This window comes from Sphingomonas sp. KC8 (genome assembly GCF_002151445.1).
In the GTDB taxonomy this organism is placed as follows: domain Bacteria; phylum Pseudomonadota; class Alphaproteobacteria; order Sphingomonadales; family Sphingomonadaceae; genus Sphingomonas_E.
Window position 1 is genome coordinate 274,771 of the sequence record NZ_CP016306.1, and the last position, 23,582, is coordinate 298,352.

At 63.6% G+C, this 23,582-nt stretch carries 22 protein-coding genes and 1 other RNA gene; 9 read left to right on the forward strand and 14 right to left on the reverse strand.

Features of this window, described 5'->3' with window-relative positions:
• Positions 1–46 precede the first annotated feature (46 nt).
• Positions 47–144, forward strand: an RNA gene (gene ffs, locus KC8_RS01340) — signal recognition particle sRNA small type.
• Here the strand turns inward: ffs and KC8_RS01345 are convergent.
• The gene (locus tag KC8_RS01345) at positions 143–1,459 is read right to left on the reverse strand and encodes a dicarboxylate/amino acid:cation symporter (protein WP_010123429.1); all 1,317 of its coding nucleotides are present in this window, start codon (positions 1,457–1,459) and stop codon (positions 143–145) included. The two genes, ffs and KC8_RS01345, sit on opposite strands and share 2 nt — an antisense overlap.
• Before the next feature lie 92 nt (positions 1,460–1,551).
• Between KC8_RS01345 and KC8_RS01350 the strand changes: the two genes are divergently transcribed.
• Positions 1,552–3,207, forward strand: a complete 1,656-nt coding sequence (locus tag KC8_RS01350) for a DNA polymerase III subunit gamma/tau (RefSeq protein ID WP_010123428.1) — start codon at positions 1,552–1,554, stop codon at positions 3,205–3,207.
• Between the two features lie 21 nt (positions 3,208–3,228).
• Entirely contained in the window at positions 3,229–3,561 is a 333-nt protein-coding gene (locus KC8_RS01355) for a YbaB/EbfC family nucleoid-associated protein (protein ID WP_010123427.1), read from the forward strand.
• A 4-nt stretch (positions 3,562–3,565) separates the two neighbouring features.
• On the opposite strand, the gene KC8_RS01360 is transcribed toward KC8_RS01355, so the two are convergent.
• Positions 3,566–5,194 carry an alpha-D-glucose phosphate-specific phosphoglucomutase gene (locus KC8_RS01360; RefSeq protein ID WP_010123426.1) on the reverse strand — a complete coding sequence of 543 codons (1,629 nt, stop codon included), beginning with the start codon at positions 5,192–5,194 and terminating at the stop codon, positions 3,566–3,568.
• A gap of 257 nt (positions 5,195–5,451) precedes the next feature.
• On the opposite strand from KC8_RS01360, the gene KC8_RS01365 reads away from it, so the two are divergent.
• From KC8_RS01365 to KC8_RS01375, 3 genes are read left to right on the forward strand one after another with little or no spacing between them, the layout of a single operon-like run.
• Positions 5,452–6,063 carry a TetR/AcrR family transcriptional regulator gene (locus tag KC8_RS01365; RefSeq protein ID WP_010123425.1) on the forward strand — a complete coding sequence of 204 codons (612 nt, stop codon included), beginning with the start codon at positions 5,452–5,454 and terminating at the stop codon, positions 6,061–6,063.
• Positions 6,064–6,102: 39 nt separating this feature from the next.
• Positions 6,103–6,462, forward strand: a complete 360-nt coding sequence (locus KC8_RS01370; protein ID WP_010123424.1) for an EthD domain-containing protein — start codon at positions 6,103–6,105, stop codon at positions 6,460–6,462.
• A gap of 5 nt (positions 6,463–6,467) precedes the next feature.
• Positions 6,468–7,367 carry a crotonase/enoyl-CoA hydratase family protein gene (locus KC8_RS01375; RefSeq protein WP_010123423.1) on the forward strand — a complete coding sequence of 300 codons (900 nt, stop codon included), beginning with the start codon at positions 6,468–6,470 and terminating at the stop codon, positions 7,365–7,367.
• Positions 7,368–7,456: 89 nt separating this feature from the next.
• On the opposite strand, the gene KC8_RS01380 is transcribed toward KC8_RS01375, so the two are convergent.
• From KC8_RS01380 to KC8_RS01405, 6 genes are all read right to left on the reverse strand, one after another.
• Complete coding sequence (locus KC8_RS01380) at positions 7,457–8,509, reverse strand: YeiH family protein (RefSeq protein ID WP_010123421.1); 1,053 nt, start codon at positions 8,507–8,509, stop codon at positions 7,457–7,459.
• Positions 8,510–8,537: 28 nt separating this feature from the next.
• Positions 8,538–8,921 (reverse strand): PaaI family thioesterase, encoded by a 384-nt coding sequence (locus tag KC8_RS01385; RefSeq protein WP_010123419.1) that lies wholly within the window; start codon positions 8,919–8,921, stop codon positions 8,538–8,540.
• A 4-nt stretch (positions 8,922–8,925) separates the two neighbouring features.
• Positions 8,926–9,369: a PaaI family thioesterase gene (locus tag KC8_RS01390; protein WP_010123417.1), complete on the reverse strand. Its 444-nt coding sequence runs from the start codon at positions 9,367–9,369 to the stop codon at positions 8,926–8,928.
• A 66-nt stretch (positions 9,370–9,435) separates the two neighbouring features.
• The gene (gene cysK / locus KC8_RS01395) at positions 9,436–10,356 is read right to left on the reverse strand and encodes a cysteine synthase A (protein ID WP_010123415.1); all 921 of its coding nucleotides are present in this window, start codon (positions 10,354–10,356) and stop codon (positions 9,436–9,438) included.
• Positions 10,353–11,630, reverse strand: a complete 1,278-nt coding sequence (locus tag KC8_RS01400; protein ID WP_010123414.1) for an MFS transporter — start codon at positions 11,628–11,630, stop codon at positions 10,353–10,355. The genes cysK and KC8_RS01400 overlap by 4 nt, the downstream gene beginning before the upstream one ends.
• Before the next feature lie 242 nt (positions 11,631–11,872).
• Positions 11,873–12,190, reverse strand: a complete 318-nt coding sequence (locus tag KC8_RS01405) for a hypothetical protein (protein ID WP_010123413.1) — start codon at positions 12,188–12,190, stop codon at positions 11,873–11,875.
• Positions 12,191–12,391: 201 nt separating this feature from the next.
• Here KC8_RS01405 and KC8_RS01410 point away from each other — a divergent pair, with 201 nt between their 5' ends.
• Positions 12,392–14,023 carry a sensor histidine kinase gene (locus KC8_RS01410; RefSeq protein ID WP_010123412.1) on the forward strand — a complete coding sequence of 544 codons (1,632 nt, stop codon included), beginning with the start codon at positions 12,392–12,394 and terminating at the stop codon, positions 14,021–14,023.
• 18 nt (positions 14,024–14,041) lie between these two features.
• Here the strand turns inward: KC8_RS01410 and KC8_RS01415 are convergent, their stop codons facing one another.
• The 6 genes from KC8_RS01415 to KC8_RS01440 form a co-directional block, all read right to left on the reverse strand.
• On the reverse strand, positions 14,042–15,556 hold the full coding sequence (locus KC8_RS01415; protein WP_010123410.1) for an acetyl-CoA hydrolase/transferase family protein: 1,515 nt from the start codon (positions 15,554–15,556) through the stop codon (positions 14,042–14,044).
• Between the two features lie 161 nt (positions 15,557–15,717).
• On the reverse strand, positions 15,718–16,188 hold the full coding sequence (locus KC8_RS01420) for an Lrp/AsnC family transcriptional regulator (protein WP_010123408.1): 471 nt from the start codon (positions 16,186–16,188) through the stop codon (positions 15,718–15,720).
• On the reverse strand, positions 16,185–16,694 hold the full coding sequence (locus tag KC8_RS01425; RefSeq protein ID WP_010123407.1) for an Lrp/AsnC family transcriptional regulator: 510 nt from the start codon (positions 16,692–16,694) through the stop codon (positions 16,185–16,187). Before KC8_RS01425 ends, KC8_RS01420 begins: the two co-directional genes overlap by 4 nt.
• A gap of 111 nt (positions 16,695–16,805) precedes the next feature.
• Positions 16,806–17,561: an SDR family NAD(P)-dependent oxidoreductase gene (locus KC8_RS01430; protein WP_010123406.1), complete on the reverse strand. Its 756-nt coding sequence runs from the start codon at positions 17,559–17,561 to the stop codon at positions 16,806–16,808.
• A 3-nt stretch (positions 17,562–17,564) separates the two neighbouring features.
• On the reverse strand, positions 17,565–18,488 hold the full coding sequence (locus KC8_RS01435; protein ID WP_157663892.1) for an alpha/beta hydrolase: 924 nt from the start codon (positions 18,486–18,488) through the stop codon (positions 17,565–17,567).
• Between the two features lie 7 nt (positions 18,489–18,495).
• The gene (locus KC8_RS01440; protein WP_232455597.1) at positions 18,496–20,940 is read right to left on the reverse strand and encodes a TonB-dependent receptor; all 2,445 of its coding nucleotides are present in this window, start codon (positions 20,938–20,940) and stop codon (positions 18,496–18,498) included.
• A 502-nt stretch (positions 20,941–21,442) separates the two neighbouring features.
• Here KC8_RS01440 and KC8_RS01445 point away from each other — a divergent pair.
• Positions 21,443–22,444 carry a Rieske 2Fe-2S domain-containing protein gene (locus KC8_RS01445; protein ID WP_010123403.1) on the forward strand — a complete coding sequence of 334 codons (1,002 nt, stop codon included), beginning with the start codon at positions 21,443–21,445 and terminating at the stop codon, positions 22,442–22,444.
• Positions 22,445–22,485: 41 nt separating this feature from the next.
• Positions 22,486–23,484: an aromatic ring-hydroxylating oxygenase subunit alpha gene (locus KC8_RS01450; protein ID WP_010123401.1), complete on the forward strand. Its 999-nt coding sequence runs from the start codon at positions 22,486–22,488 to the stop codon at positions 23,482–23,484.
• The last annotated feature ends 98 nt before the right edge of the window (positions 23,485–23,582 follow it).

Sequence of the window (23,582 nt, forward strand, 5' to 3'; positions counted from 1 at the left end):
ACCCAGCGACCGGCTTGCGTTCATCCGCAGGTTCGACCATATGCGCCGCGGGAGTCGGGCGGACGGAACCGTCGCCAACTCGGTCAGGTCCGGAAGGAAGCAGCCGCAACGATTTCGTTCCGGGTCGTTCCGGCTCCCACCTTCACCGCATCGATGATCGCGTGTCGGGCCGCATATAGGCATCGACATCGATTTCCTTTTCCCAGCGCGCCACGGTCGTTGCGATCGCGAGATCGGCGGTGACGTTGGGAACCGTGCGCATCATATCGAGGATGCGATCGAACGGCAGGATGAAGCCGACGATGATCGCGGTCTGTTCCGGGGTGATGCCGATCGCCGTCAACACCGCCGCCAGGACGAACAGCGAACCCGATGGCACGGGCGCGACACCCATCGCGACGATCGTCGTGGTGGCGGCGATCACCAGATAATCGCCCGGCGAGAGGGCGATGCCAAAGGCCTGCGCCGAAAACAGGGTAAGCATGGCGACATACATCGCCGCGCCATCCATCCCGACTGTCGCCCCCAGCGGCAGGACGGTGGACACCACGGGTTCGGAAATGCCCAGATTGGTGCGCGCGACGCGCATCGCCACGGGCAGGGTGGCCGAACTCGACGATGTGGAGAAACCGACCATGATCGCATCGGCAATGCCGCGAAAGAAGGGGGCGATCGGCAGCCAGGCAAGCAGCCGGATGACGCCGCCGTGGACGATCAGCGTTTGGAAGGATGCACCGGCCAGCACGCACAAAGCGAGCTTGAGGATGCTGACGAACGTTTCCGGCCCGTTGGCCCCGACGACGACGGCGATCAGCGCGAAAACGCCGAACGGCGCGGTTTCCATGACGAAGCCGACGATCTTGAGCACCACCGCCGATCCGGCGGCGAGCAACCGGCGGACGGGTTCGGCCGGCTGGCCCGCCGCGATGACGCCTGCGCCGACGAGGAGCGCGAAGAAGATCACCGCCAGCGTGTCGCCATTCGCCATCGCCTGAAAGGGGTTGATGGGAACGATGTCCATGAACATCTGCGCCATATCCTTCGGCGGCACCACATTATGGGGGGCAGCGTTCCGAAAGTCCGCGCCGGCGCCGGGCTGAAACAAGGTCGCTGCGGCCAGCCCGGTCATTACGGCCAATGCGGTGGTGAAAAGATACATCGCGATCGTCTTGACGCCGATGCTGCCCAGCCGTTTCGGATCGCCCAGCGCCGCCACCCCGGATGCGATCGTCAGGAACACCAGGGGTGTTACCAGCATACGGATAAGGCGGACGAAAAGATCACCGATCCATTTGATCTGTGACGCATTTTCGCCCCAGATCAGCCCGGCGGCCGTGCCGAGCAGCAAGGCGGCGAGGATGCGTTTCCACAAGGCAATCGCGAACCAGACGCCACAGGCGCGGCGGATGCGCCCCGCTTTGGGTGTGCCGTGGCTATCGTGTGACGCGTCGTGGTTCACGCTGGCACCTCCGACCGGGGTTTATCGGCCCTGTCCTTCGCGGCGATCAGCCCGCGCTGGCATGACGCGCGGCTGATGGCTAGTGTCCTATCATGTCCGAATCCCCGCAACCCTATCGCGTCCTGGCACGCAAATATCGTCCGCAGCGTTTTGCCGATCTGATCGGGCAGGATGCGATGGTGCAGACGCTTGGCAATGCGATCCGGCGCGAGCGGCTGGCGCATGCCTTTTTGCTGACCGGCGTGCGCGGGGTGGGCAAGACATCGACCGCGCGGCTGATCGCCAAGGCGCTCAATTGCGTCGGGGTAGACGGGCAGGGCGGCCCGACGATCGATCCGTGCGGGGTGTGCGAACCATGCCGCGCGATCGCCGAAGGGCGGCATATCGACGTGATCGAGATCGACGCCGCCAGCCATAATGGCGTCGACGATGTGCGCGAGATCAGCGAAGCGGTGCGCTATGCAGCGGTTTCGGCGCGCTACAAGATCTACATCATCGACGAAGTGCACATGCTGTCGAAAGCCGCGTTCAACGCCGTGCTGAAGACGCTGGAAGAGCCGCCGGCCCATGTGAAGTTCCTGCTGGCGACGACCGAGGTGCAGAAGATCCCGGTGACGGTGCTGTCGCGCTGCCAGCGTTTCGATCTGAAGCGGATTCCGGCGGACACGCTGGCCGGCCATTTCGCCAAGGTGGTGGAGGCCGAGGCGGTGGAGGCCGAGACCGAGGCGCTGGCGCTGATCGCGCGCGCGGCCGAAGGATCGGCACGCGACGGGCTTTCGATCCTCGATCAGGCGATCGCGCATTCGGGCGCCGAAGGCGGCGGCGCGCTGGTGACGGCGGCCCAGGTGCGCGACATGCTCGGCCTGTCCGATCGCGGTGCGGTGCGCCGGTTGTTCGGCCTGCTGCTGGGCGGCGACGCGGCGGCGGTGCTGGCTGCCGTGCGCGATCAATATGATCTGGGTGTGGAACCGGCGACGATGTTCATCGGCCTGCTGGAAGCGGTGCATGGCGTGACCCGCGCCAAGGCCGGCGGCGGGCATGATCCGGCGCTTTCGGTGGAAGAACGCGAGGCCCATGCCGATTGGGCCGGGCGACTGGGTTTTGCGACATTGCACCGGCTGTGGCAATTGCTGCTGAAGGGCCATGCCGAGGTGCAGGCGGCGGCGCTGCCGATCGAGGCGGCGGAAATGGCGCTGCTGCGCGTCGTTTACGCATCGACCTTGCCTGATCCGGGCGAACTGGCGCGTCGACTGACGAACGGTGAAGCGGTGGCGATCGCCGCGCCCGCCGCCGAAGCGCCGGCGCCGGCTGAAACACAGGTGCCGTTGCTGGTGGCGGAAGCGTCGCCACCGGCACCGCCCGCGCCGCCGCCTTTGCCCGCGCCGCCCGCGGATTTCGCCGGGCTGGAGCGGGCGGTGAACGAAAAAAGGCCGCTTCTGGCCCAGCAACTCCATGATTATGTCGGGCTGGTGCGATATGCCCCGCCCGAACTGGTGGTGCGCCCCAACGGGCCGCTGCCGGCTGATTTTACGCGTGATCTGGGGGCCGTGCTCAAAGAGCTGTACGGCATGCAGTGGGCCGTTTCGATCGCCGATGCTCCCGCCGAACCAAGCCTGCTCGACCAGCAGAAATCGACCGAGCAAGCCGCCAAGGACGCGATTTTGGCAACCCCGGTGGTGCGTGCCGCGTTCGCAGCGTTTGCCGAGGCGGAATTGGTGGACTACACGCCGCCCCCGATTGCGGCATGATGCTGACAGCGAGAGGCTGATATGGATATCGAAAAGATGATGAAGGCGGCGCAGGAAGCCGCCGACAATATTCAAAAGCAGATGGGCGAGGCGCAGGCCAAGCTCGATTCGATCGAGGTGGAAGGTGTTTCCGGCGGCGGGCTGGTCAAGGTCCGCGCGACGGCGAAAGGCCGGATCATCGCGGTTTCGATCGACGAATCTCTGCTCGTCCCATCCGAAAAGCAGATGGTGGAAGATCTGGTCGCGGCGGCATTCAACGATGCGCGCACCAAGGCGGACACCGTTTCCAACGCCGAAATGAGCAAGATGAGCGCGGGCCTGCCGCTGCCGGCCGGGTTCAAACTGCCTTTCTAAGCGGTCAGGTGACGACATCCGGCTGCGCGCGACCGGTGCGCTGCCGGATGTCGGCGATCGTGTCGGCGGCGGCGATCAGATCCGCCAGCGCGTCGGGCGTGGCCCGGCCCAGATCGCCATCGGCGGGTTCATAGCATTCGAGATAGACGCGCAACGTGGCCCCCGACGTGCCGGTGCCCGACAGGCGCAGCACGATCCGCGACCCGCCATCGAACAGGATGCGCACGCCCTGATGGCGGCTGTCCGATCCATCGATCGGATCATGATAGGCAAAATCATCGGCGGCGGCGATTATGAGGTTGCCGATGCGCGTGCCCGCAAGGGTGGGCAGCTTATCGCGCAGCGCAGTGATCAGCCCATCGGCGGCGGCGCTGTCGACCCCTTCATAATCGTGGCGGGCATAATAGTTGCGGCCAAAGCGCGCCCAGTGGGCGCGGGCGATCTGCGCAACCGGTTCGCCGCGCACGGCGAGGATGTTGAGCCACAACAGCACCGCCCATAGCCCGTCTTTTTCGCGGACATGATCGGAGCCGGTGCCGGCGCTTTCTTCGCCGCATAGGGTGACGTGGCCGGCATCGAGCAGATTGCCGAAGAATTTCCATCCCGTCGGCGTTTCATGAAGCGGGATGCCCAGCGCCTCCGCCACGCGATCGGCGGCGGCGCTGGTGGGCATCGACCGGGCGATGCCGGCAAGGCCGCGGGCATAGCCGGGGGCGAGATGGGCGTTGGCGGCCAGCATCGCCAGCGAATCGGACGGGGTGATGAAGATGCCCCGGCCAAGGATGATGTTGCGATCGCCATCGCCATCGGATGCCGCACCGAAATCGGGCGCATCCGGCCCGAACATGCGATCGAACAGATCGTGGGCATGCACCATGTTGGGATCGGGGTGGTGGCCGCCGAAATCGGCCAGTGGCGTACCGTTGACCACCGATCCGGCGGCGGCACCCAGCCGGCGTTCGAGGATTTCCACCGCATAAGGGCCGGTGACGGCGTGCATCGCATCGAAACTCAAACGGAATCCCCCGGCGATCAGCGTGCGGATCGCGCCGAAATCGAACAGGCTTTCCATCAGATCGGCATAATCGGCGACGGGATCGATCACCTGCACGATCATGTCGCCAAGCCGGGTTTCGCCGGGTGCGTCCAGATCGATATCAGCGGCATCGAGAATGCGATAGCTGTCGATCACAAGCGTGCGCGCGTGGATCGCATCGGTGATCTTTTCGGGCGCGGGGCCGCCATTGGCGATATTGTACTTGATCCCGAAATCTTCGTTGGGGCCGCCGGGATTATGGCTTGCGGACAGGATGATGCCACCGAACGCGCGATAAAGGCGGATGGCGTGGCTGGCCGCCGGGGTGGACAGGATGCCGCCTTGCCCGACGATCACCCGGCCAAAGCCATTGGCCGCCGCCATGCGCAGCGCAACCTGGATCACCTCGCGGTTCCAGAAACGGCCGTCACCGCCCAGCACCAGCGTTTGCCCGGCCACATCGCCCAGCACATCGAAAGTCGCCTGAATGAAATTTTCGGCATAATGCGGCTGGCGGAACACCACGACCTTCTTGCGCAGGCCCGACGTGCCGGGTTTCTGATCGGAAAAGGGCGTGGTGGGGACGATGCGGATCATGACAGTCGGTCCGTTTCTGCTGTTGCGGCGATGCTGCGTCGTATCACCCGGTGTTGCGCGGTTTATTGCGGGGCGAACGCCATCCGTCGAGGGGGGAATGCGCTGTTGCGGTAAAGACGCACGTCGGATGTTTTGCATTCTCGCCATACCCTGTAAGAGCATTGGTCATTGACCATAAAATGAACGACGTTCAGCATTCATCGGATGAGCGTCTCGCCAGACAAGGCCACCGGTTCGGCCGCAATACGAGGTGCAATATGCCGAAGCTGAGCGATGCCCGTCGCCAGGACCGCTATGATCTGCTGCTGGATGCAGCGACCGTGCAGTTTGCCGAGAAGGGGTATGATGCGACGTCGATTTCCGGCATCGCCCGTGCGGCCGGCGTGTCCGATGGGCTGATCTACCGCTATTTCACCGACAAGCGTGCATTGCTGAGCGCGGTGCTGGAACGCCTGTTCGAAAAGATCATCGAACGCACGGTGGCGGCCGTCCAGAATGTGGCGGGGATCGAAAAGCAGCTTGAACAGTTCATTGCGTCGCAGCTTTCGATCTTTCAGGAAGAACCGGATCTGTGCCGCCTGTACATTCGCGAACTCCGCAATTCGGGCAATTTTCGTGGCTCGCCGCTGTTCCACATGACCAAGCGCTACACCGACCTGCTGGTGAAGGTGGTGGAAGAAGGCGTGGCATCGGGCGAAGTGCTGCCCGATACCGATCCCAAGATGCTGCGCGACGTGATGTTCGGGGGCATCGAACATATCGCGCTGCACCTGCTGGTTGGTGGACAGCCGCTGGAAGTGCCGGACACCGCGAAGCGGCTTGCCCATATGTTCGTGGGCGGTATTGGTGTTCGTTCCATTTCCAACTGAGCCGCAACAGCGCCGGTTTGCCCCCGAGGAGAGTATTGCATGGCGTTCAAATCGATCGCGCTTTTGAAAAAGAAAGCGGGCCTGACCCGGCAGCAGTTCATCGATTATTACGAGAACAGCCACGCGCCGCTGATCGTGCGGCTGACACCCGGCATCAAGGCGTATCACCGCAATTTCATCGACTGGAACGGCGCGTTCGAGGCGGCCGATGGATCGGAAACCAATTTCGATTGCGTGACCGAAGTGTGGTTCGAGGATCGCGCGGCCTATGATGCGGCGATGGTGGTGCTGACCAGCTCCGACGTGGCGCAGGCGATTGCCGACGACGAGGAAAATGTGTTCGACCGATCGAAGACGCGGATGTTCGTGGTCGACGAAACCCAGTCGCCGATCGGCTGAGCGGCATGGGCACGGCAACCCGGATCGAGATCGCCGACAATATCCTGACGCTGACACTGGCCCGGCCGGACAAGCTCAACGCCTATAACCCCGTGATGCAGGCGGAAATGATCGCCGCGTTCGACATGGCCGACGCGGACGATGCCGTGCGCGCGGTGATCGTGACGGGGGAGGGACGGGCCTTCTGCGCGGGCGCGGACCTGAGCGGCGGCGGCGCCACCTTCGATTATGGCGGCGACAGCGAATGGCGCAGCGAGGCCACGCCGGTGCAGGCGGATGGCAGCGTCGATTATACGCACCCGTCCATCCGCGATGGCGGCGGCATGCTGGCGCTGCGCATCTTCCGGTCGAAGAAGCCGGTGATCGGCGCGATCAATGGCGCAGCGGTGGGCGTGGGCGCGACGATGACCTTGCCGATGGACGTGCGGATCGCAAGCGACGCCGCGCGCTACGGATTCGTCTTCGCGCGGCGCGGGATCACCCCGGAAGCGGCATCAAGCTGGTTCTTGCCGCGTATCGTGGGCATCGCCAACGCGCTGGACCTGTGCTTTTCAGGCCGGATCATCGGCGCCGACGAAGCACTGGCGCTCGGGCTGGTGCGATCGGTGCATGCACCGGATGATCTGCTGCCGGCGGCGCGGGCGATCGCCAGAAATTATATCGAGGCGACGGCCCCGGTTTCGATCGCGCTGACCCGGCAGATGCTGTGGCGGATGCTGGGCGCGGCGCATCCGATGGAAGCGCACAGGCTGGATAGCCGGACGATCTGGGCGCGTGGTGCATCGGCCGATGCCGCCGAAGGCGTGAACAGTTTTCTCGAAAAGCGGCCCGCTGTGTTTGCCGATCGGGTGTCGTCGGACATGCCCCATTTCGCGCCGTGGATGGACGATCCCGACTGGGGCTGAGCATCGCTGCGGAACAATGCCCGGAAGCGATCCGGCGCATACCTACCCTATCGCCATCCGCATTCGCACTGCGCCCGAAAAATGCGGAGTCAGCCGATCAGCCAGATCGCCGCTGCGATCGACAATACCAGCGCGACGATCGACGCGCCGACGATTACCAGCAAGGGGCGTGGACCACCTTGCAGCAGCGTTTGCATCGGCGATCGTATGCCGGTTGCGGTGACCGCGCAGGCCAGCAGCGCGCCTGCAGCATCGTCTGCGGCATGGCTTGCAAAAGGTGGCACCAGCCCGGTCGAATTGAGCGCGGCAAGACCGAAAAAGCCGATGACGAACCAGGGCAGCCCCGCGAACTTGGCCTTTTGGCCGGCTTCCGGCCGGAAAAACAAGGCGAGTATGGCAAGGACGGGACCCAGCAGGGCGACGCGGCTGAGCTTGGCGATCGTGGCAATCTCGCCGGCATGTTGCGAATAGCTGTAGCCCGCGCCCAGCGCCTGCGCGACATCGTGGATCGACGCGCCAAGCATGAATCCGGCGGCGACATCGCCAAGGGCGATCTGGTGCGCGACCAGCGGATACGCGACCATCGCCAGCGAACTGGCCGCCGAAATGCCGACCAGGACCAGGGTGAGTTGGGCCTGGCTGGCGCGGCGTTCGCCAAGGACGGTGGCGATCGCCAGCGCCGCCGATGCGCCGCAGATCGCGACCGCGCCACCGGCCAGTGCGCCGAATGCGGCCCCGAAACCGAGCAACCGGCCAAGCGCGACGCCGGACAGCAGGGTCATGGCGAGGATGATGACGATGGCGGCAAGGGCGGCCGGCCCGAGATCGACGATCTGGCCAAAGGTGATACGCGCGCCGACCAGCACGATGCCCCAGCGCAGCAGGGTGCGCGACGCGAAGGCGAGGCCGGGCGACAGCCGTTGATCGGCGCTGAGAAAGTTGAGCGCAAGCCCGACGAGCAGCGCCATCAGCGTAAGGGGTGCGCCGTAGCGATCGGACAGATAGGCGGCGGCCAGCGTCGCCAGCGCGGTGACGATCAGCCCAGGAATATAATGGCTGGGGCGGGCAGCGGGCGCGGGTTCCAGATCGCCGTAAAGATCGGCGGCGGCGGGCGCGGCGGCGATGGTCTTTTCGGTCGTCAAGATTATCCCCGCGCAGCCGGCCCGGCGCTTATGGTTCGCGGCGGAGCGCCATCGTCATCCGCGCCGCGGCGATCGGCTTGGCGGGATCGTCCTGCCAGGCTTCGATTGCGATATTGGCGATGCGATTGCCAACGCGTTTGACGGTTCCCCGCGCATAGGTTTCGACCAGCCGGCCGCCGCGCATGAAATCCACCGTGACGTTGACGGGTTTCGCCTTGACCCGATCATCGCCCAGCGCATCGTAGAGCGCGACCATGCCGGCGATTTCCATCAATCCGGCGATCGCGCCACCGTGGACGAAGCCGGGCCGGCCAAGGACATGATCGCCATTGGGCATGGCAAGGTAGCGATCGGCGCCTTCGCCGATCATCTTCAGCCCCAGGAAATCGGCATAAGGGGGTAGTTCCTTCATCGGATCACTCCCCATCCAGGAACATGAAGGTGGCGGCGACGTTCGCGACGGGATCCGCCGGATCGCCATCATGCGCCTGACCACGGACAAAGGCGATCTGACGCGTCACCCGATAGCATTCGCCCCGGCCGAAGACTTTGCGGCCGGGTGCCGCCGGGCGCAGATAATCGACCCGCATGTCGAGCGTCGCCTGTGCGCGATAGACGGTGTTGCGCGCCCAGATCGCCATGCTGGTCGCCATGTCCATCAACGAGAAAATGGGGCCGGATGCCAGCACGCCGGTATCGGGATTGCCGATCAGCCGTTCATCAAAATCGAGCGCGAGTTCCACCCAATCCGCGCCATGATCGACATAATGGATGCCCAGCGCACCATTATGGCCATATTCGCGGAAGTCGGTGATGAAGCGGGCCGGATCGAAGATCAGGCCTGCGGGTTGTTCGCTCATGCGCGCTCTTTCGTTCGTCTTGTTCGTACATGGCCCCCTCCCACGGGCGGAGAGGGGGCCGAACCATCATTCCGGCAGGAAATCCGGCACCGAGAGATAGCGTTCGCCGGTATCATAGTTGAAGCCGAGAACGCGACTGCCGGCGGGCACCTCTTTCAGCTTGTGCGCGATGGCGGACAGCGTGGCGCCCGATGAGATGCCGACAAGCATCCCTTCCTCGCGCGCGGCGCGGCGGGCATAGTCCTTGGCATCGGCGGGATCGACCTGGATCACGCCATCAAGCAGCTGGGTGTGAAGGTTGGCAGGGATGAACCCCGCGCCGATACCCTGAATGGCGTGCGGGCCGGGCTGGCCGCCGGAAATGACCGGAGACAGGGTAGGTTCGACCGCGAATACCTTGAGGTTCGGCCATTTTGCCTTGAGCACCTGTGCGCAGCCAGTGATGTGGCCCCCCGTGCCGACGCCGGAAATCAGCACGTCGATCGGTGTGTCGGCAAAATCGGCGTAGATTTCCTCGGCCGTCGTGCGGACGTGGACGTCGACGTTCGACGGATTTTCGAACTGCTGTGGCAGCCACGAATTGGGGGTGGAGGCGACCAGTTCGAGCGCGCGTTCGATCGCGCCCTTCATGCCCTTTTCACGCGGGGTGAGATCGAACGACGCGCCATAAGCCAGCATCAGCCGGCGGCGTTCGAGCGACATGGATTCGGGCATGACGAGGATCAGCTTGTATCCCTTGACCGCCGCGACAAGGGCAAGGCCGATGCCGGTGTTGCCGCTGGTCGGTTCGATGATCGTGCCGCCGGGCTTCAGCTTGCCCGAACGTTCGGCATCCTCGATCATCGCAAGGGCGATGCGATCCTTGATCGATCCGCCGGGGTTCGAGCGTTCGGATTTGATCCACACTTCGGCATTGGGGAACAGCCGGCTGACGCGCACGTGCGGGGTGCCGCCGATCGTTTCCAGGATATTGGCCGCCTTGGTCATCTTGCTTTCTCCTGCACGGGTATGTTTTCAAGCGTCTTGGGCGGCGCGAAGGTGCGTGCACGCGCAATCTCCGGGAACCAGCGCGCCCATAATAATGTGATGGCGACCGCACCGACACCCCCTGCGACAACCGCCGCGACGGGACCGATCAGTGCGGCCAGGAAACCGGATTCGGCTTCGCCAAGCTCGTTCGATCCGGAAATGAAGAGGGTGGATACCGCGCCGACCCGTCCGCGCATCGCATCGGGTGTGTAAAGCTGGATCAGCGATTGACGGACATAGACCGAAAACATGTCGGCGGCCCCCAACAGCGCCAAGCAGCCGAGCGACAGCGGCAGCCAGCGCGAAAAACCGAAGGCGATGGTGGCCGCGCCGAACACGGCGACCGCGATCAGCATCTTCACCCCGACATGGTTTTTGAGCGGGCGGAAGGCGAACCACAAGGCGACGGCGGCGGCCCCGACGGCGGGTGCGGCGCGGAGATGTCCGAGACCTTCGGGGCCGACGGCCAGGACATCGCGGGCGAAGATGGGCAGCATCGCGGTGGCCCCGCCCAGCAACACGGCGAACAGATCGAGCGAGATCGCCCCAAGGACCAGACGATTCTGGCGGACGTAACGCAAACCGTCCACCATCTGCGCCCATGGATTGGCGGTGGTATCCAGTGTCGAACGTGGCACCGGGCGGATCAGCATCAGGGCGATCAGGGCGATGGCGAACAGCCCGCCCGAACCCGCATAAGGCAGCCAGTGGCTATGCGCATAAAGATAGCCGCCGGTCGCCGGGCCAAGGATCGCGCCGGTTTGCCAGGCGATCGAACTGAGCGCGATCGCATTGGGAAGGACGGCGGCCGGCACCAGATTGGGGGCGAGCGCGCTCAACGCCGGGCTGGCGAAGGCGCGGGCAACGCCGAGCAAGGCCGCGACGGTGAAAAGATGGGGCAGGGTGGTCGCATCCTGCCATGCCAGCCAGCCGAGTGCGGCGGCGCACCCCGTTTCGAGCAGGATGGCGGCCCGCGCGATCCAGCGTCGATCGATCCGGTCCGCGGTCCAGCCGACGATCAGCGTCAGGGCGAGCAGCGGAACGAACTGGAACACGCCGATCAGGCCGAGCTGGAAGGCGGCTTCGCGCGGGGCCATGGTACGGCGCGCAATATCGTAGACCTGCCAGCCGATCACCACGACCATGCTGTTCTGGGCGATCGTCGCGGTCAGCCGCGCCAGCCAGAAAGCCCGGAAGTCGGCAATTCGGAAAGGGTGGCGCGTCTGCTCCATGATGCCGTTCGTCTAGGCCGAAAAAACGGTGCCCGGCAATCCGTCTTTTATCTATTCATATGATAGAAATTTATTGCGGGATGCGAAAAAGAAGAGCGGGCCGGCAAGGGAACCGGCCCGCTCGATGAACCGCCCCAAGGGGGGGGAGGGGGCGATTGCTCAGACGGTAGGGGGTGTTCCGTCTGAACTGGCATATGGGCATTGCCGCGTCGGCTTTCCATCCTGCCTAGGGCTGTGTCGCATCATATCTTCGTATGATCGACACGGACTGCCGCGCGATCGCCGCCTACCAGCCATGCGGCGATTGGTGCGCTGGTCGCATAAAGAAGGACGGCGGCCAACAGGCCCAAGAGAGGGTCGTCGAAATAGTCGCCAGCATATGCCGAAGGCGCAGCAATGGCGGACGCGAGCGTGGCAAATGCAAGGTTGGCGCGATGCCGGGCCGATACGGGTTTCGCGGCGGGACGCGGGCGCCGCCAGACGCGCAGGACAGGCGTGGGGCGGCTGGCGAACAACTGGAGAGGGGGGCCTTGTGCCGCATTGAAATCCAGAAACGCCATCGTCGTTTTCCTGCCGGGTGGATCGTGCTTTTCTGCACCCGATCGCAGCCGGATTGAATCACACGGGCGTTCAGCCGGGACCTGCATTGATATGGCCGGGGGATACGAAGGTGTGATCCGGCGTATGGAATGCCGCTGGACGTCGCCGTCCGGGTTTGAGAAAATCGGGGTCAATCTGCTTATTCGAGGAGGTCCATCACCGTGGCCACCGTCGCGACCATTCCTGCCCTTGCCGCTTCCTCCGATCTGGCCGCTTTGCTCGATCTGTCCGACGATACCATTTTCGCGCGCGATGCCGCCGGGGCGGTGATCTACTGGAATGCCGGTGCGGCCAGACTGCACGGCTGGAATGCCGATGAACTGGCCGGGCCGGATGGCTATGCAAAGCTGCAATCACGCTTCGACGAGCCGGAAGACGCCATTGCGGCAGCGCTGGCTGAAACCGGGCACTGGCAGGGCGTGATCACCCGCACCGCGCGTGATGGCAGCGAAATCGTCCTTTCGGCGCGGATGGCGGCGCAGCGGGACAGGGACGGCGCGCCGACCATGATTGTCGAAACCGCGCGCGACATGACGGTGCGGACGGTTGCGGCGGAAGAATTGCGGCGCAGCGAATATCGCTATCGCAACATGTTTCAGGCGATGGCGGTGTCGTTCTGGGAACTCGATTTTTCGGGCGTGCGGGATATGGTGGCGCAATGGTGCCATCCGGCAGAACCGGATTTGGCCGCATTCTTCGCATCCGATCCCGATGCCGTGCGCCGGGCGATGGCCGCGACGCGGATCATCGACGTCAATAACAAGACGCTGCGTCTGTTCGGTGCGGCGTCGCGCGCCGAACTGGGCGATACGATGGAACGTTTCTGGCCGCGCGCCAGCGAAGCCGTGTTCGCGGCCAGCGGGATTGCGGCGGTAAGCGGCGAGCCGAATTTCCACGCTGAAACGAAGATGCTGACGGTGGACGGGCGCGAAATCGACGTGATGTTCACCTGGAGCTTTCCGCCGGAATGGATGGGCAAGGGCAATGTGCTGGTCGGCGTGATCGACATCAGCGGCCGAATCCGCGCGCAGGAAGAAGTGCAGCGCGTGCAGGATGAACTGGCCCACGCCGCGCGGATCGCCACGCTGGGCGAACTGGCGGCGTCGATCGCGCATGAGGTGAACCAGCCGCTTGCCGCGATCGTCAATTTCGGCGAGGCGGCCAAACGCTGGCTCGGCCGGCCCGAACCGGACATGGCCGAAGCCGCCAGCGCGATCGAACGCATGATCGCCGACAGCCATCGCGCGTCCGCCATCATCGGCCGCATTCGCGGGATGGCGACGAAGACCGCGCCCAAACCCACCTTGTTCCACCCATGCGAAGCGGTGCGTGAAGCGGTGCAGCTTGTCAGCCACGACATGCAGGTGCGCGGCGTCGATCTGAACATCAACCAGGTCGAAGCGGTGCCGCGCGTGCGCGCCGATCGCATCCAGATCCAGCAGGTTGCGGTGAACCTGATCGTCAATGCGGTCCAGGCGATGGCGCAACTGCCCGAGGAACGCCGCGCGCTGACCATCAGGACAAAGCGGCAGGAACCGGGGCTGGTGCGGATCGAGGTGGAAGATAGCGGGCCGGGAATCGATCCGGCCGTCGCCGATCAATTGTTCACCGCGTTCAGCAGCACCAAGCCGACCGGCATGGGCATGGGCCTGTCGATCAGCCGGTCGATCGTCGAGGCGCATGGGGGCACGATCAGCGGCTATGGCAATGCCGATCGCCCGGGTGCCACCTTCGCGTTCACCTTGCCCGTGGTGGAAGGTGATGTGGAGGAACCAGGCGCCTGTCTGGGCTGACAGGCGCCCGGCCGCGGATCAGCCCAGCATCGACCCCGTTTCCACGAACCGCTGGTGCCAGGACAGCGCCTCCGGCAGCAGCGTCGGTGTCTGCTGGCCATAGGATCCCGCGCGTGCCCGGCGATAATAATCGGCGAGCGCGGGGCGATAGGTGGGGTGCGCGCAATTTTCGATGATCACCGCCGCGCGTTGCTTGGGCGAAAGGCCGCGCAGATCGGCGAGGCCCTGTTCCGTCACGATCACCGCGACATCCTGGTTGATATGATCGACATGCGATGCGTGCGGCACGATCGCCGAAATCTTGCCCCCCTTGGCGATTGACGGGGTCAGGAAGATCGACAGGAAAGCGTTGCGCGCGAAATCGCCCGATCCGCCGATGCCGTTCTGGATCCGCGAACCCATGATATGGGTGGAGTTGACGTTGCCGTAGATGTCGGCCTCGATCATCCCGTTCATCGCGATGCAGCCCAGACGGCGGATCAGTTCCGGATGGTTGCTGATTTCCTGTGGGCGCAGCAGCAGGCGGTTGCGAAACTGGTCCATCCGCGCGTTGAGCGAGGCGGCGGCCTCGGGGCTGAGCGAGAAGGCGGTGCCCGATGCAAAGCGCAGACGGCCGCTATCGAGCAGATCGAGCATCCCGTCCTGAATGACTTCGGTGAAGGCGGTCAGATTTTCGAACGGCCCGTCGATCAGGCCGGTCAGCACCGCATTGGCGATGTTGCCGACGCCTGATTGCAGCGGCAGCAGATGTTCGGGCAATCGCCCCATCTTCACTTCATGCTTCAGAAATTCCAGCAGGTGGCCGGCAATGGCGCGCGCGGTATCGTCGGGTGGGGTGAAGGGGGCATTGCGATCGGGCACGTCGGTTTCGACGATGGCGACGATCTTGTCCGGATCGCAGTGAAAATAGGCCTCGCCGATGCGATCGTCCGATCGGACCAGCGGAATCGGCACGCGGGCGGGCGGCAGCGCGGTGCCGTAATAAATGTCGTGCATCCCTTCGAGCGCGGGGTTCTGCCAGCGATTGACCTCAAGGATGATTTGGCCGGCACGATCGAGCCAGGTTTTGTTATTGCCGATCGACGAGGATGGGATGAGCGAGCCATCGGGTCGGATTCCCGTCACCTCGATCACCGCGGTATCGAGCGGTCCGAGAAAACCCTGCCATGCCATCGGCGCGACCTGGCTGAGATGCATGTCGAAATATTCCATCTCGCCGCGATTGATCTTTTCACGGGCGATCGGATCGGAATTGTAGGGCAGGCGGAACTCGACACCATCGGCGCGGGCCAGCGCGCCATCCAGTTCCGGCCCGGTCGATGCGCCGGTCCACACCTTGACGCGAAACGGGTTGCCCGCCGCGTGCTCGCGCTCCATCCGCGCGGCCAGCGCCAGAGGCACCGCCTTGGGATAGCCCGATCCGGTGAAGCCGCTCATCCCGACACTGCTGCCGGACGTGATCAGCGCTGCGGCTGATTCCGCATCCATCACCTTTGCGCGCAAATGGTCCGCTTGAATCCGATTTTCGGACATTCCTGCCGTCCTTCCAGATGCCGTCGGCATGTGGAATGGCCGGCGGGCACGAAATCATGTCCCGGCGCGGCCCGGAATGGTCGCGCCGGTGGACATCATGCCGCCCCCAAGGCCGACGCCGCGGCCTCGTTGCCCAACATGGCCCGATCGCGCAACCCCGGTCAGTCGACCAGGGCGCACCAGCGGAAATCATGTTTGATGAAATTCTGGCCGAGGCTGTATCGCACCCGCCGCACGCCCGGAATCTTGTCGATCGTCTGGTGCAGGAAGTCGGTCAGTTCATTGCCGTTTTCAACCAGCGTCATCGCCAGCACGTCGGCCCGGCCGAGCATTGTTGCAACAAAGCCGATTTCAGGAACTTTCGCGAGCGCCTTGGCCATATCCTCGATATCGCCGGCGGTGTTGGCCTCGATCCACAGATAAGCGAGAATCGGATTGCGCAGCCGGCTGGTGTTGGTGATCGCGGCGACGCGGATCACCTTGCTGTCGAAAAGCCGCTTGAGGCGGGATCGGATGGTGCCTTCGGTCAGCCCCAGTTCACGGCCTATTTCGCGGTTCGAGACGCGGGCGTCGATGCCCAGCCGCTCGATGATCTTGTGGTCGATTTCATCCAGCGCAACGCCACTGCTCATAGAGGTGCCCAATCAGGAGTATATTTCAGTACCTTGAGCGCTAGCCCCGGAACCATTTTTTCGACGCCCGGAATATGGGCGATGACATGCGTCAATAGCCGGTCGAGATCGGCGAGGTCATGCGCGACGACCTGCACTTCCAGATCATGCGTGCCGATCGCGACATTGACGGTGACGACTTCTTCGAGTTCGGCCAGATCACGGCCGACGTCGGCGGCCGACCGGCCTTTCACCTGAATGCCGACAGCCGACAGGCATTCATAGCCCATCGCGGAAAGATCGCGCATCGCGACCACCCGAACGGAACTGGTGTCTTCCAGCCGGCGCAGGCGGGTGCGCACCGTCGCTTCGTTGACATCGACGATGCGGGCCAGATCGCGATTGGCGATCCGCCCGCTATGCCGCAACGCTGCGATGATGCGTTCGTCTATTTCGTCGAGTTCATAGCCGGCGGCATCGTGCCCGCGCCCGCGGCCGCCATTGCGTGCGGTTGTTTCCCTAACCACGCCCGAACCCCCAGATCTTCGCGGTGGCATATGCACCAGCGCCGATTAAACCGCGAAGCTGACAGACTTTGCAAACGGCTGTCAATGCCGGTTGACGGGCGTCAGGCCGGATCACCGGGCCAGAAAACCGCCATCGACGGCAAGCGGGTGGCCGGTGATGAAACTGGCCTTGTCGGAACAGAGGAACAGCACCGCATCCGCGACTTCGCGTGCTTCGCCCATGCGGCCCAGCGGGTGCATCTGCGCCACGAACGCGGCTGCGCGCGGATCCTGGTTCACGGCATCGGTCATCGGCGTGGTGATGGCCCCCGGGCACACGGCGTTGACGCGCACATTATCGCTGGCAAAACGCAGCGCCGCCGATTGCGTGAAGCCGATCACCGCATGCTTGCTGCCGCAATAGGCAGCACCGCCCGAACCCGACATGCCCGCGATCGACGACGTGTTGACGATGGCGCCGCGCTTGGCCTTGGCCATGTGCCGGGCTTCGGCGGCAATGCAATACATCACGCCATCGCAATTGACGGCGAAGGTGGCGGCATAAGCCTCCGGATCACCCCATGGCGACCGCGTGTCTTCGCGCGTGACGCCGGCATTGTTGAAGGCGCAGTCGAGTCGCCCCCAACGTTCGACCACGGCATCGACCGCGGCATCGACGGCCGCGCGATCGGTAACGTCCAGCCGGGCGCCATAGGCTTCGCCACCGGCTTCGGTGATGAGACGGGCGGTTTCTTCTGCCCATTCGCCATTATAATCGGTCGCGGCGACCTTGGCGCCTTCCTGTGCAAACGCGAGGGCGGCTGCGCGTCCAATACCGCCACCGGCGCCGGTGATGAAAACGGTGCGGCCTTCAAACTGCCTGCTCATGCGTCATACTCCGATCGCGCGTATCCAATCATCCAGCCGCGTACAGAGACGCGCGACGCTCGAAAAGCCAAAATGATTGTGTCCGGTTTCGGGAAGATCATAAATCGTGATGTCGCGGCTGGCTGGATATGCCGCCGGAACCTCGCCTGCCGGCACGCCGATATCGCGATCGCCAAAGGCGAAGAAGATCGGCACGTCGATCGCGGCGGCTTCGGCTGCGAAACTGCCGGGCACCATCGACATGACGCCGCCGGCGCCGAACATGCGATCGCCGGTTGCCCGCAGGGCGGCCGCAACGGCCGGATCGCCACCGCCGAATATCTGCCGGGCCAGTTCCTTGTCGGGCGCACGGAAGCGCACGAACGGCCCGCCGAAGCGGGCGGCGACAAGCCGGGGAAGGGCGGCTGCCAGTCCGTCCGGATCGCCGATGAAGATGCGTTCTTCATCGGTCAGCGCCCAATCGAGTCCACTGGCGCTCGATCCGAGTAGGGCGATGGCTGAAAAGCTGCGGTTGCGGGCGTGCTGGAGCGTGACGAGCATGCCGCCCATCGAATGGCCGATGGCGATGGTTCGGACATCGGCCAGTGCGGGATGCAGCCGGCGCAATGCGACAAGCGCGTGGTGGTGGCTGTCCCCCGCGTCGCGCGGGCTGAACCGGTCGGGTTCGGGGGGCACGCTGCTATCGCCGATGCCGGGATTGTCGACCATGATCACGGCGTGGCCGGCGGCCACCATCCGGCGGGCAAAGCTGTGGCCCGTTTCACCGCGCGCGAGATCGAAATAGCTGCGATTGGCGCCACCACCGGGCACGCACCATAACAGGGATCGCGGCGGTGCCGCCGGCATGTGCAGGTCGGCGGCCAAAGAAAGAACCCCCGCGCCATATGGCACGGGGGCTTCGAGGTGCAGTGTTTGAACGGACGTCACGGGCCGATCAGTTCCCCCAACGATAGGTGAGCGACGCGCCGTACATCCGCGGTTCGCCATAGACCACCGATTCAAATCCGATCTGGGTATAGAGCGGGTAGCCGCCGGTGATATATTTCTTGTTGCCGATGTTCGACATGAAGGCTGCAGCGTCGATATTGCCGCCGCCGATCTTGTTCCATTCAAGCCGGGCATTGAAAATGCCGTATCCCGGGAAGGTATTGAACGGTGCCGGTGCGAGATAATCGGGCGAGTTGGTCTTGCTCTGGCGGCTATAGTCCGCTTGCAGGGCGATCTCGCCGCCGTCGTTCAGGGGATAAGCGTAACGGCCCGTGATGCTGTACTTCCACTTGGGCTGGTAGACGGCCTGCCGACCCTTGATCGCGGGCGTGCCCGGCAAGGTGATATCGCTGGTCGCATCAAGATAGGACACGAAGCCCGACAGGGTGAAGCCTTCGACCGGAACGATCGAGGTTTCGAATTCGAAGCCCTTGTTGGTCTGCTTGCCCAGATTCTGCGCGACCGAAGCGATGCCGGTGGTGGCGATTGCGATTGGAACGGTGACCTGCACGTCCTTGAACTTGTCGTAGAACAGCGACAGGTTGGTGCGCAGCGGAATGCCGATATCCCAATCGGCCTTGATGCCGACTTCGAAATCATCCACCGTTTCCGGGTTGAAGCTTTGCAGTTCCGGCGTTGGGGCCGGAAGATTGAAGCCACCGGATTTGAAGCCCCGGCGATAGGCCGCATAGACCAGCACGCCGTCCATCGGTTTCCACTGGATCGTGCCGTCATAGGTGGAAGCGCGGAATTTGGCGCTATAGTTGATCGGGCACTGCAGCAGGCCGGTCTGCGGATTGACGAGCACGCATGCGCCCGTTCCCGTGTTCACCTGCGCCAGTGATGCCTTGCGCTTGTCCCAGGTATGGCGATAGCCGCCGCTGACCTGAATGGTGTCCGTCAGGTCAAATTCAGCATGGGCGAACAGCGCGTCGCTGGTGTCGGTATTGGTGACGATGCGGGTGTTCAGCGATCCGAAGGCGTTGCTCGGAATGGCGGGATCGAACGCCGGCTTGGATTTTTCATGATAGAAGCCGACGATATAGCGCAGCCGTTCGCCGAGTGATCCCTGGATCTGGAATTCTTCGGTGAACTGGTCCTGCCCGAACTGCCAGTCCTGCGTATGGACGTTGAACTGGGCGATCAGCGGCAGCGGGGTGCCGTCATAATCATTGCCTTCGTCGGTGCGCTGGCCCCGGAACGCGATGATATTCTTGATCGTCAGATTGTCGGTGATTTCCCACGTCGTCTTGTTGGTGATGCCAAAGCTCTGCGCGCGGTTATAATTCCGGCCCGGAAAGGCAACCTTGCGCACACCCAGCTGCTGTTGCTGGGCGAGCAGGCCGTTCAGCGTGGCATCGGGGAAGAAACCGAAACCGCCGCTTGCCGCCGCCGTGCCGGCGACCGTGAACACATAAGGGAAGGGGCTGCTGGGATCGAGCGCCGGGCATCCCGGCGTCGTGCCCGTCGTGGACAGGCAGCTGATCGGCACGCGCGATGCGCCCTGACCCAGGACCAGCGGAATATTGGGAAAGAACGGATCGAGCGCCGTGCCCTGAAGCGCGTTCGGGCTGACCGCGGCGTTCGGATTGATGTTGCGCAGCACCGCCGATGAGCCGCTGGCGTCGCGATTGGAATAATCGGCGATCAGCAGGTTTTCGAGGCCGTCGGTCGGCCGCAGCAGCACCGAAACGCGCATCGATTCGAATGCGCGGCCATCGAGTTTCTGGCCGCTGGTGATGTTGCGGGTGAAACCGTCGCGCCGTTCGACCTGGCCGGCGACGCGGATGCCGCCAAGATCATTGCCGAAGGGGACGTTGACGACGCCTTCGATCCCGCGCCGGTTATAATTGCCGCCATTCAGGCGAACCATGCCTTCGAAATTGTCGGACGGCCGGTTCGGTTCGAACAACACCGCGCCGCCAGTGGTGTTGCGGCCGAAAAGCGTGCCCTGCGGGCCTTTCAGCACCTGCACGCTTTGAAGATCGAAGAATACGCCCGGCCCCGCGACCGGGATCGGGACTTCGGCGAAATAGGTGGCGACCGATGAAAAATTGCGCTGCCCGGCGTTGATCACGCCCGGGCCCTGGCCGCGAATGTAGAATTGCGCTTCGTCCCGCTTCTGCGCGCCGATATTGACGCCAGGGGCGACATCGCGAAGCTGTTCGACCGATTGAACGCCCTTTTGGTCGAGGGTGCTGCCCGACAGCGCGGTGATCGCCAGCGGCACTTCCTGCGCGGCTTCTTCGCGGCGACGCGCGATGACGACGATATCGCCGAACGCCGCGGCGTTGCTGGCGGCCGTCCCGGTGTCCTGCGCCATGGCCGGCGCGCCGGCGGCGACCGCCATCAGGCTGGCAGACAGGCACAATGCGTGAGTCAGGCTTTTCATAAGGCTCTCCTCCCCATGTTCGGTGGATCTTGCCGATCCCACCGCTCGTTTTGGTCGGCGGTGTTCCGCCCTGACCACCAAAATGAATTGCCTTCAGCATGGATGATGCGCGTTTGCGTGGCAAGGCGATTTTTTGACGACGCAATGTGACGAAAGAATACGGGGATCCGGCCGCGCGATCCCCGCCGGCCCGGTGATTATCTCGCGATTATCAATACATAATGCGTCGATATTTAAAATTGAATTAGATTCATTTTGATGTTGCGGCCGTCGGGGAAGGGGGTATGGTTTGGCGGCCGGGCCGGGGTGTAGCACGCCGGCCGCGGCATCGGGTGACACGTCGTCCGCCTCCGGGGGTGGGCGGCGGGACCGCGGCGCGAAGGGGGCGTCGCGGTCCCTTCCTTGCCCGATCTGTCAGCCTGCGCGCTTTCATCGTGACAAATTGAACGTAATTCATTATTGTTCCTGCAAGAGCGGGAACACGCTATTGGAGAGGCATGCCATGAACGAGATCAGCACGATCGAACGGATCCAGACAGGGGACGAACTGGAACGTTGCCCGTTTCCGATTCCGATCGGCTGGTTTGCGGTCGAATTGTCGGATGATTTGAAGGCGGGTGATATCCGCACCATCAAGGCGTTCGATCGCGAATGGGTGTTGTTCCGGGGGGAAGATGGCAAGGCTGGCCTTTCCGATCCCTTCTGCCCGCACCTTGGCGCGCATCTCGGCCATGGCGGCACGGTTGTCGGCAACAACATCCGCTGCCCGTTCCACCATTGGGAATTTGACGCCGAAGGCTGGTGCAAGAATATTCCCTACGCCAAGGTGATGCCGGGCATCGCGCGCAAGAAGCCGGTGCTGAAGACCCTGCCGATCCAGGAACGCTATGGCGCGATCTTCGCCTGGTATCATCCCGATGGGCTGGACCCCACTTTCCCGATTCCCGACGTGCCCGAACTGGAAAGCGACGAATATATCCCGGTTCGCCGGGGCCAGTGGGACATCGGCACGATGATCCAGGAAATTGGCGAAAATGGCGTCGACAACGCCCACCTGAAATATCTTCACAAAGCGCCGATCATCCCGCCCGTCGAGGCCCGGCCCGATGGCCATGTGTTCCATACCAATATCGGCATGGGTTATATCGTCGGTGAAAGCCACGGCCCGGGGATCGCGATCCAGCGGTTCAGCAAGGATGGCGTGACGATGACGATGTTCGCCATGTCGACGCCGATCGACACCGAAATGACGCACACCCGCATGGCGTTCACTTTCCGCGATTATGCCGCAGGGACCAAGGAACGGGCTATCGCCCAGCATCTGCTCGACCATTCGATCGGGGCGGCTGAGGGCGAGGAATCGGCCGGGTTCGAATCGGTCGATCTGCCGATCTGGGACAATAAGAAATACCGCCCCCAGCCGCTTTTGTGCGATGGTGACGGCCCGATCCTGATGTGGCGCAAATGGTTCAGCCAGTTTTACGCGGTGCCGATCGAAGCCTGAATACAGGCACGGCGGCCGCGCCCCGGAGAGAGGAAGTTTGAATGAACGATATGACGACGATCGAACGGATCCAGACGGGCGACGAACTGGAACGTTGCCCGTTCCCGATCCCCTTTGGCTGGTTCATGGTCGAGGAATCGGCCAATGTCGCGGTGGGCGACATCCGCACCATCAAGGCGTTCGATCGCGAATGGGTGATGTTCCGGGGTGAGGACGGCAAGGTCGGTATTTCCGATCCCTTCTGTCCGCACCTTGGCGCGCATCTCGGCCATGGCGGCACGGTTGTCGGCAACAACATCCGCTGCCCGTTCCACCATTGGGAATTCGACGCAGAAGGCTGGTGCAAGAATATTCCCTACGCCAAGGTGATGCCGGGCATCGCGCGCAAGAAGCCGGTGCTGAAGACCCTGCCGATCCAGGAACGCTATGGCGCGATCTTCGCCTGGTATCATCCCGATGGGCTGGAGCCGACCTTCCCGGTGCCCGATGTGCCCGAACTGGAAGATCCGGATTATGTGCCGATCCGGCGCGGCATGTGGGACATCGGCACGATGATCCAGGAAATCGGCGAAAATGGCGTCGATTACGCCCATCTCAAATTCCTCCACGGATCGCCGGAAATCCCGCCGGGCACGGGCAAGGCCGAAGGCCATATGTTCCACACCGATATCGGTGCGGGCTTCATCGTCGGCGTGCATCACGGCCCGGGCATCCAGATCATGCGGTTCACCAAGGACGGCGTGACGATGACGATGTTTTCCACCCCGCTGCCGCTGGACAAGGAAATGACGCGCACCCGCATGGCCTTCACCTTCCGCAATTATGCTGAAGGCACCAAGGAACGGGTGATCGGCGAACATCTCTACCAGCACTCGATCGGCGCGGCCGAGGGCGAGGATTCGGCCGGGTTCGAATCGGTCGATCTGCCGATCTGGGACAATAAGAAGTATCGGCCGCAGCCCTTGCTGTGCGACGGCGACGGCCCGATCCTGATGTGGCGTGAATGGTTCAAGCAGTTCTACGCGGAACCGCTGGCCTGAAGGACTGAGGAGGTGATGGTCGTCTGTCGCCTCCAACCTTTTCCTTCGTCACCCTGAACTTGTTTCAGGGGCCATCGTGCGACAAGTGATGTCAGCGC

Bases quoted from the DNA above. Each gene is read 5' to 3' on its own strand.
- KC8_RS01350 (WP_010123428.1), top strand. From the start codon at position 1,552: ATGTCCGAATCCCCGCAACCCTATCGCGTCCTGGCACGCAAATATCGT.
- KC8_RS01355 (WP_010123427.1), top strand. From the start codon at position 3,229: ATGGATATCGAAAAGATGATGAAGGCGGCGCAGGAAGCCGCCGACAAT.
- KC8_RS01360 (WP_010123426.1), bottom strand. From the start codon at position 5,194: ATGATCCGCATCGTCCCCACCACGCCCTTTTCCGATCAGAAACCCGGC.
- KC8_RS01365 (WP_010123425.1), top strand. From the start codon at position 5,452: ATGCCGAAGCTGAGCGATGCCCGTCGCCAGGACCGCTATGATCTGCTG.
- KC8_RS01370 (WP_010123424.1), top strand. From the start codon at position 6,103: ATGGCGTTCAAATCGATCGCGCTTTTGAAAAAGAAAGCGGGCCTGACC.
- KC8_RS01375 (WP_010123423.1), top strand. From the start codon at position 6,468: ATGGGCACGGCAACCCGGATCGAGATCGCCGACAATATCCTGACGCTG.
- KC8_RS01385 (WP_010123419.1), bottom strand. From the start codon at position 8,921: ATGAAGGAACTACCCCCTTATGCCGATTTCCTGGGGCTGAAGATGATC.
- KC8_RS01390 (WP_010123417.1), bottom strand. From the start codon at position 9,369: ATGAGCGAACAACCCGCAGGCCTGATCTTCGATCCGGCCCGCTTCATC.
- cysK (WP_010123415.1), bottom strand. From the start codon at position 10,356: ATGACCAAGGCGGCCAATATCCTGGAAACGATCGGCGGCACCCCGCAC.
- KC8_RS01400 (WP_010123414.1), bottom strand. From the start codon at position 11,630: ATGGAGCAGACGCGCCACCCTTTCCGAATTGCCGACTTCCGGGCTTTC.
- KC8_RS01405 (WP_010123413.1), bottom strand. From the start codon at position 12,190: ATGGCGTTTCTGGATTTCAATGCGGCACAAGGCCCCCCTCTCCAGTTG.
- KC8_RS01415 (WP_010123410.1), bottom strand. From the start codon at position 15,556: ATGTCCGAAAATCGGATTCAAGCGGACCATTTGCGCGCAAAGGTGATG.
- KC8_RS01420 (WP_010123408.1), bottom strand. From the start codon at position 16,188: ATGAGCAGTGGCGTTGCGCTGGATGAAATCGACCACAAGATCATCGAG.
- KC8_RS01430 (WP_010123406.1), bottom strand. From the start codon at position 17,561: ATGAGCAGGCAGTTTGAAGGCCGCACCGTTTTCATCACCGGCGCCGGT.
- KC8_RS01440 (WP_232455597.1), bottom strand. From the start codon at position 20,940: ATGAAAAGCCTGACTCACGCATTGTGCCTGTCTGCCAGCCTGATGGCG.
- KC8_RS01445 (WP_010123403.1), top strand. From the start codon at position 21,443: ATGAACGAGATCAGCACGATCGAACGGATCCAGACAGGGGACGAACTG.
- KC8_RS01450 (WP_010123401.1), top strand. From the start codon at position 22,486: ATGAACGATATGACGACGATCGAACGGATCCAGACGGGCGACGAACTG.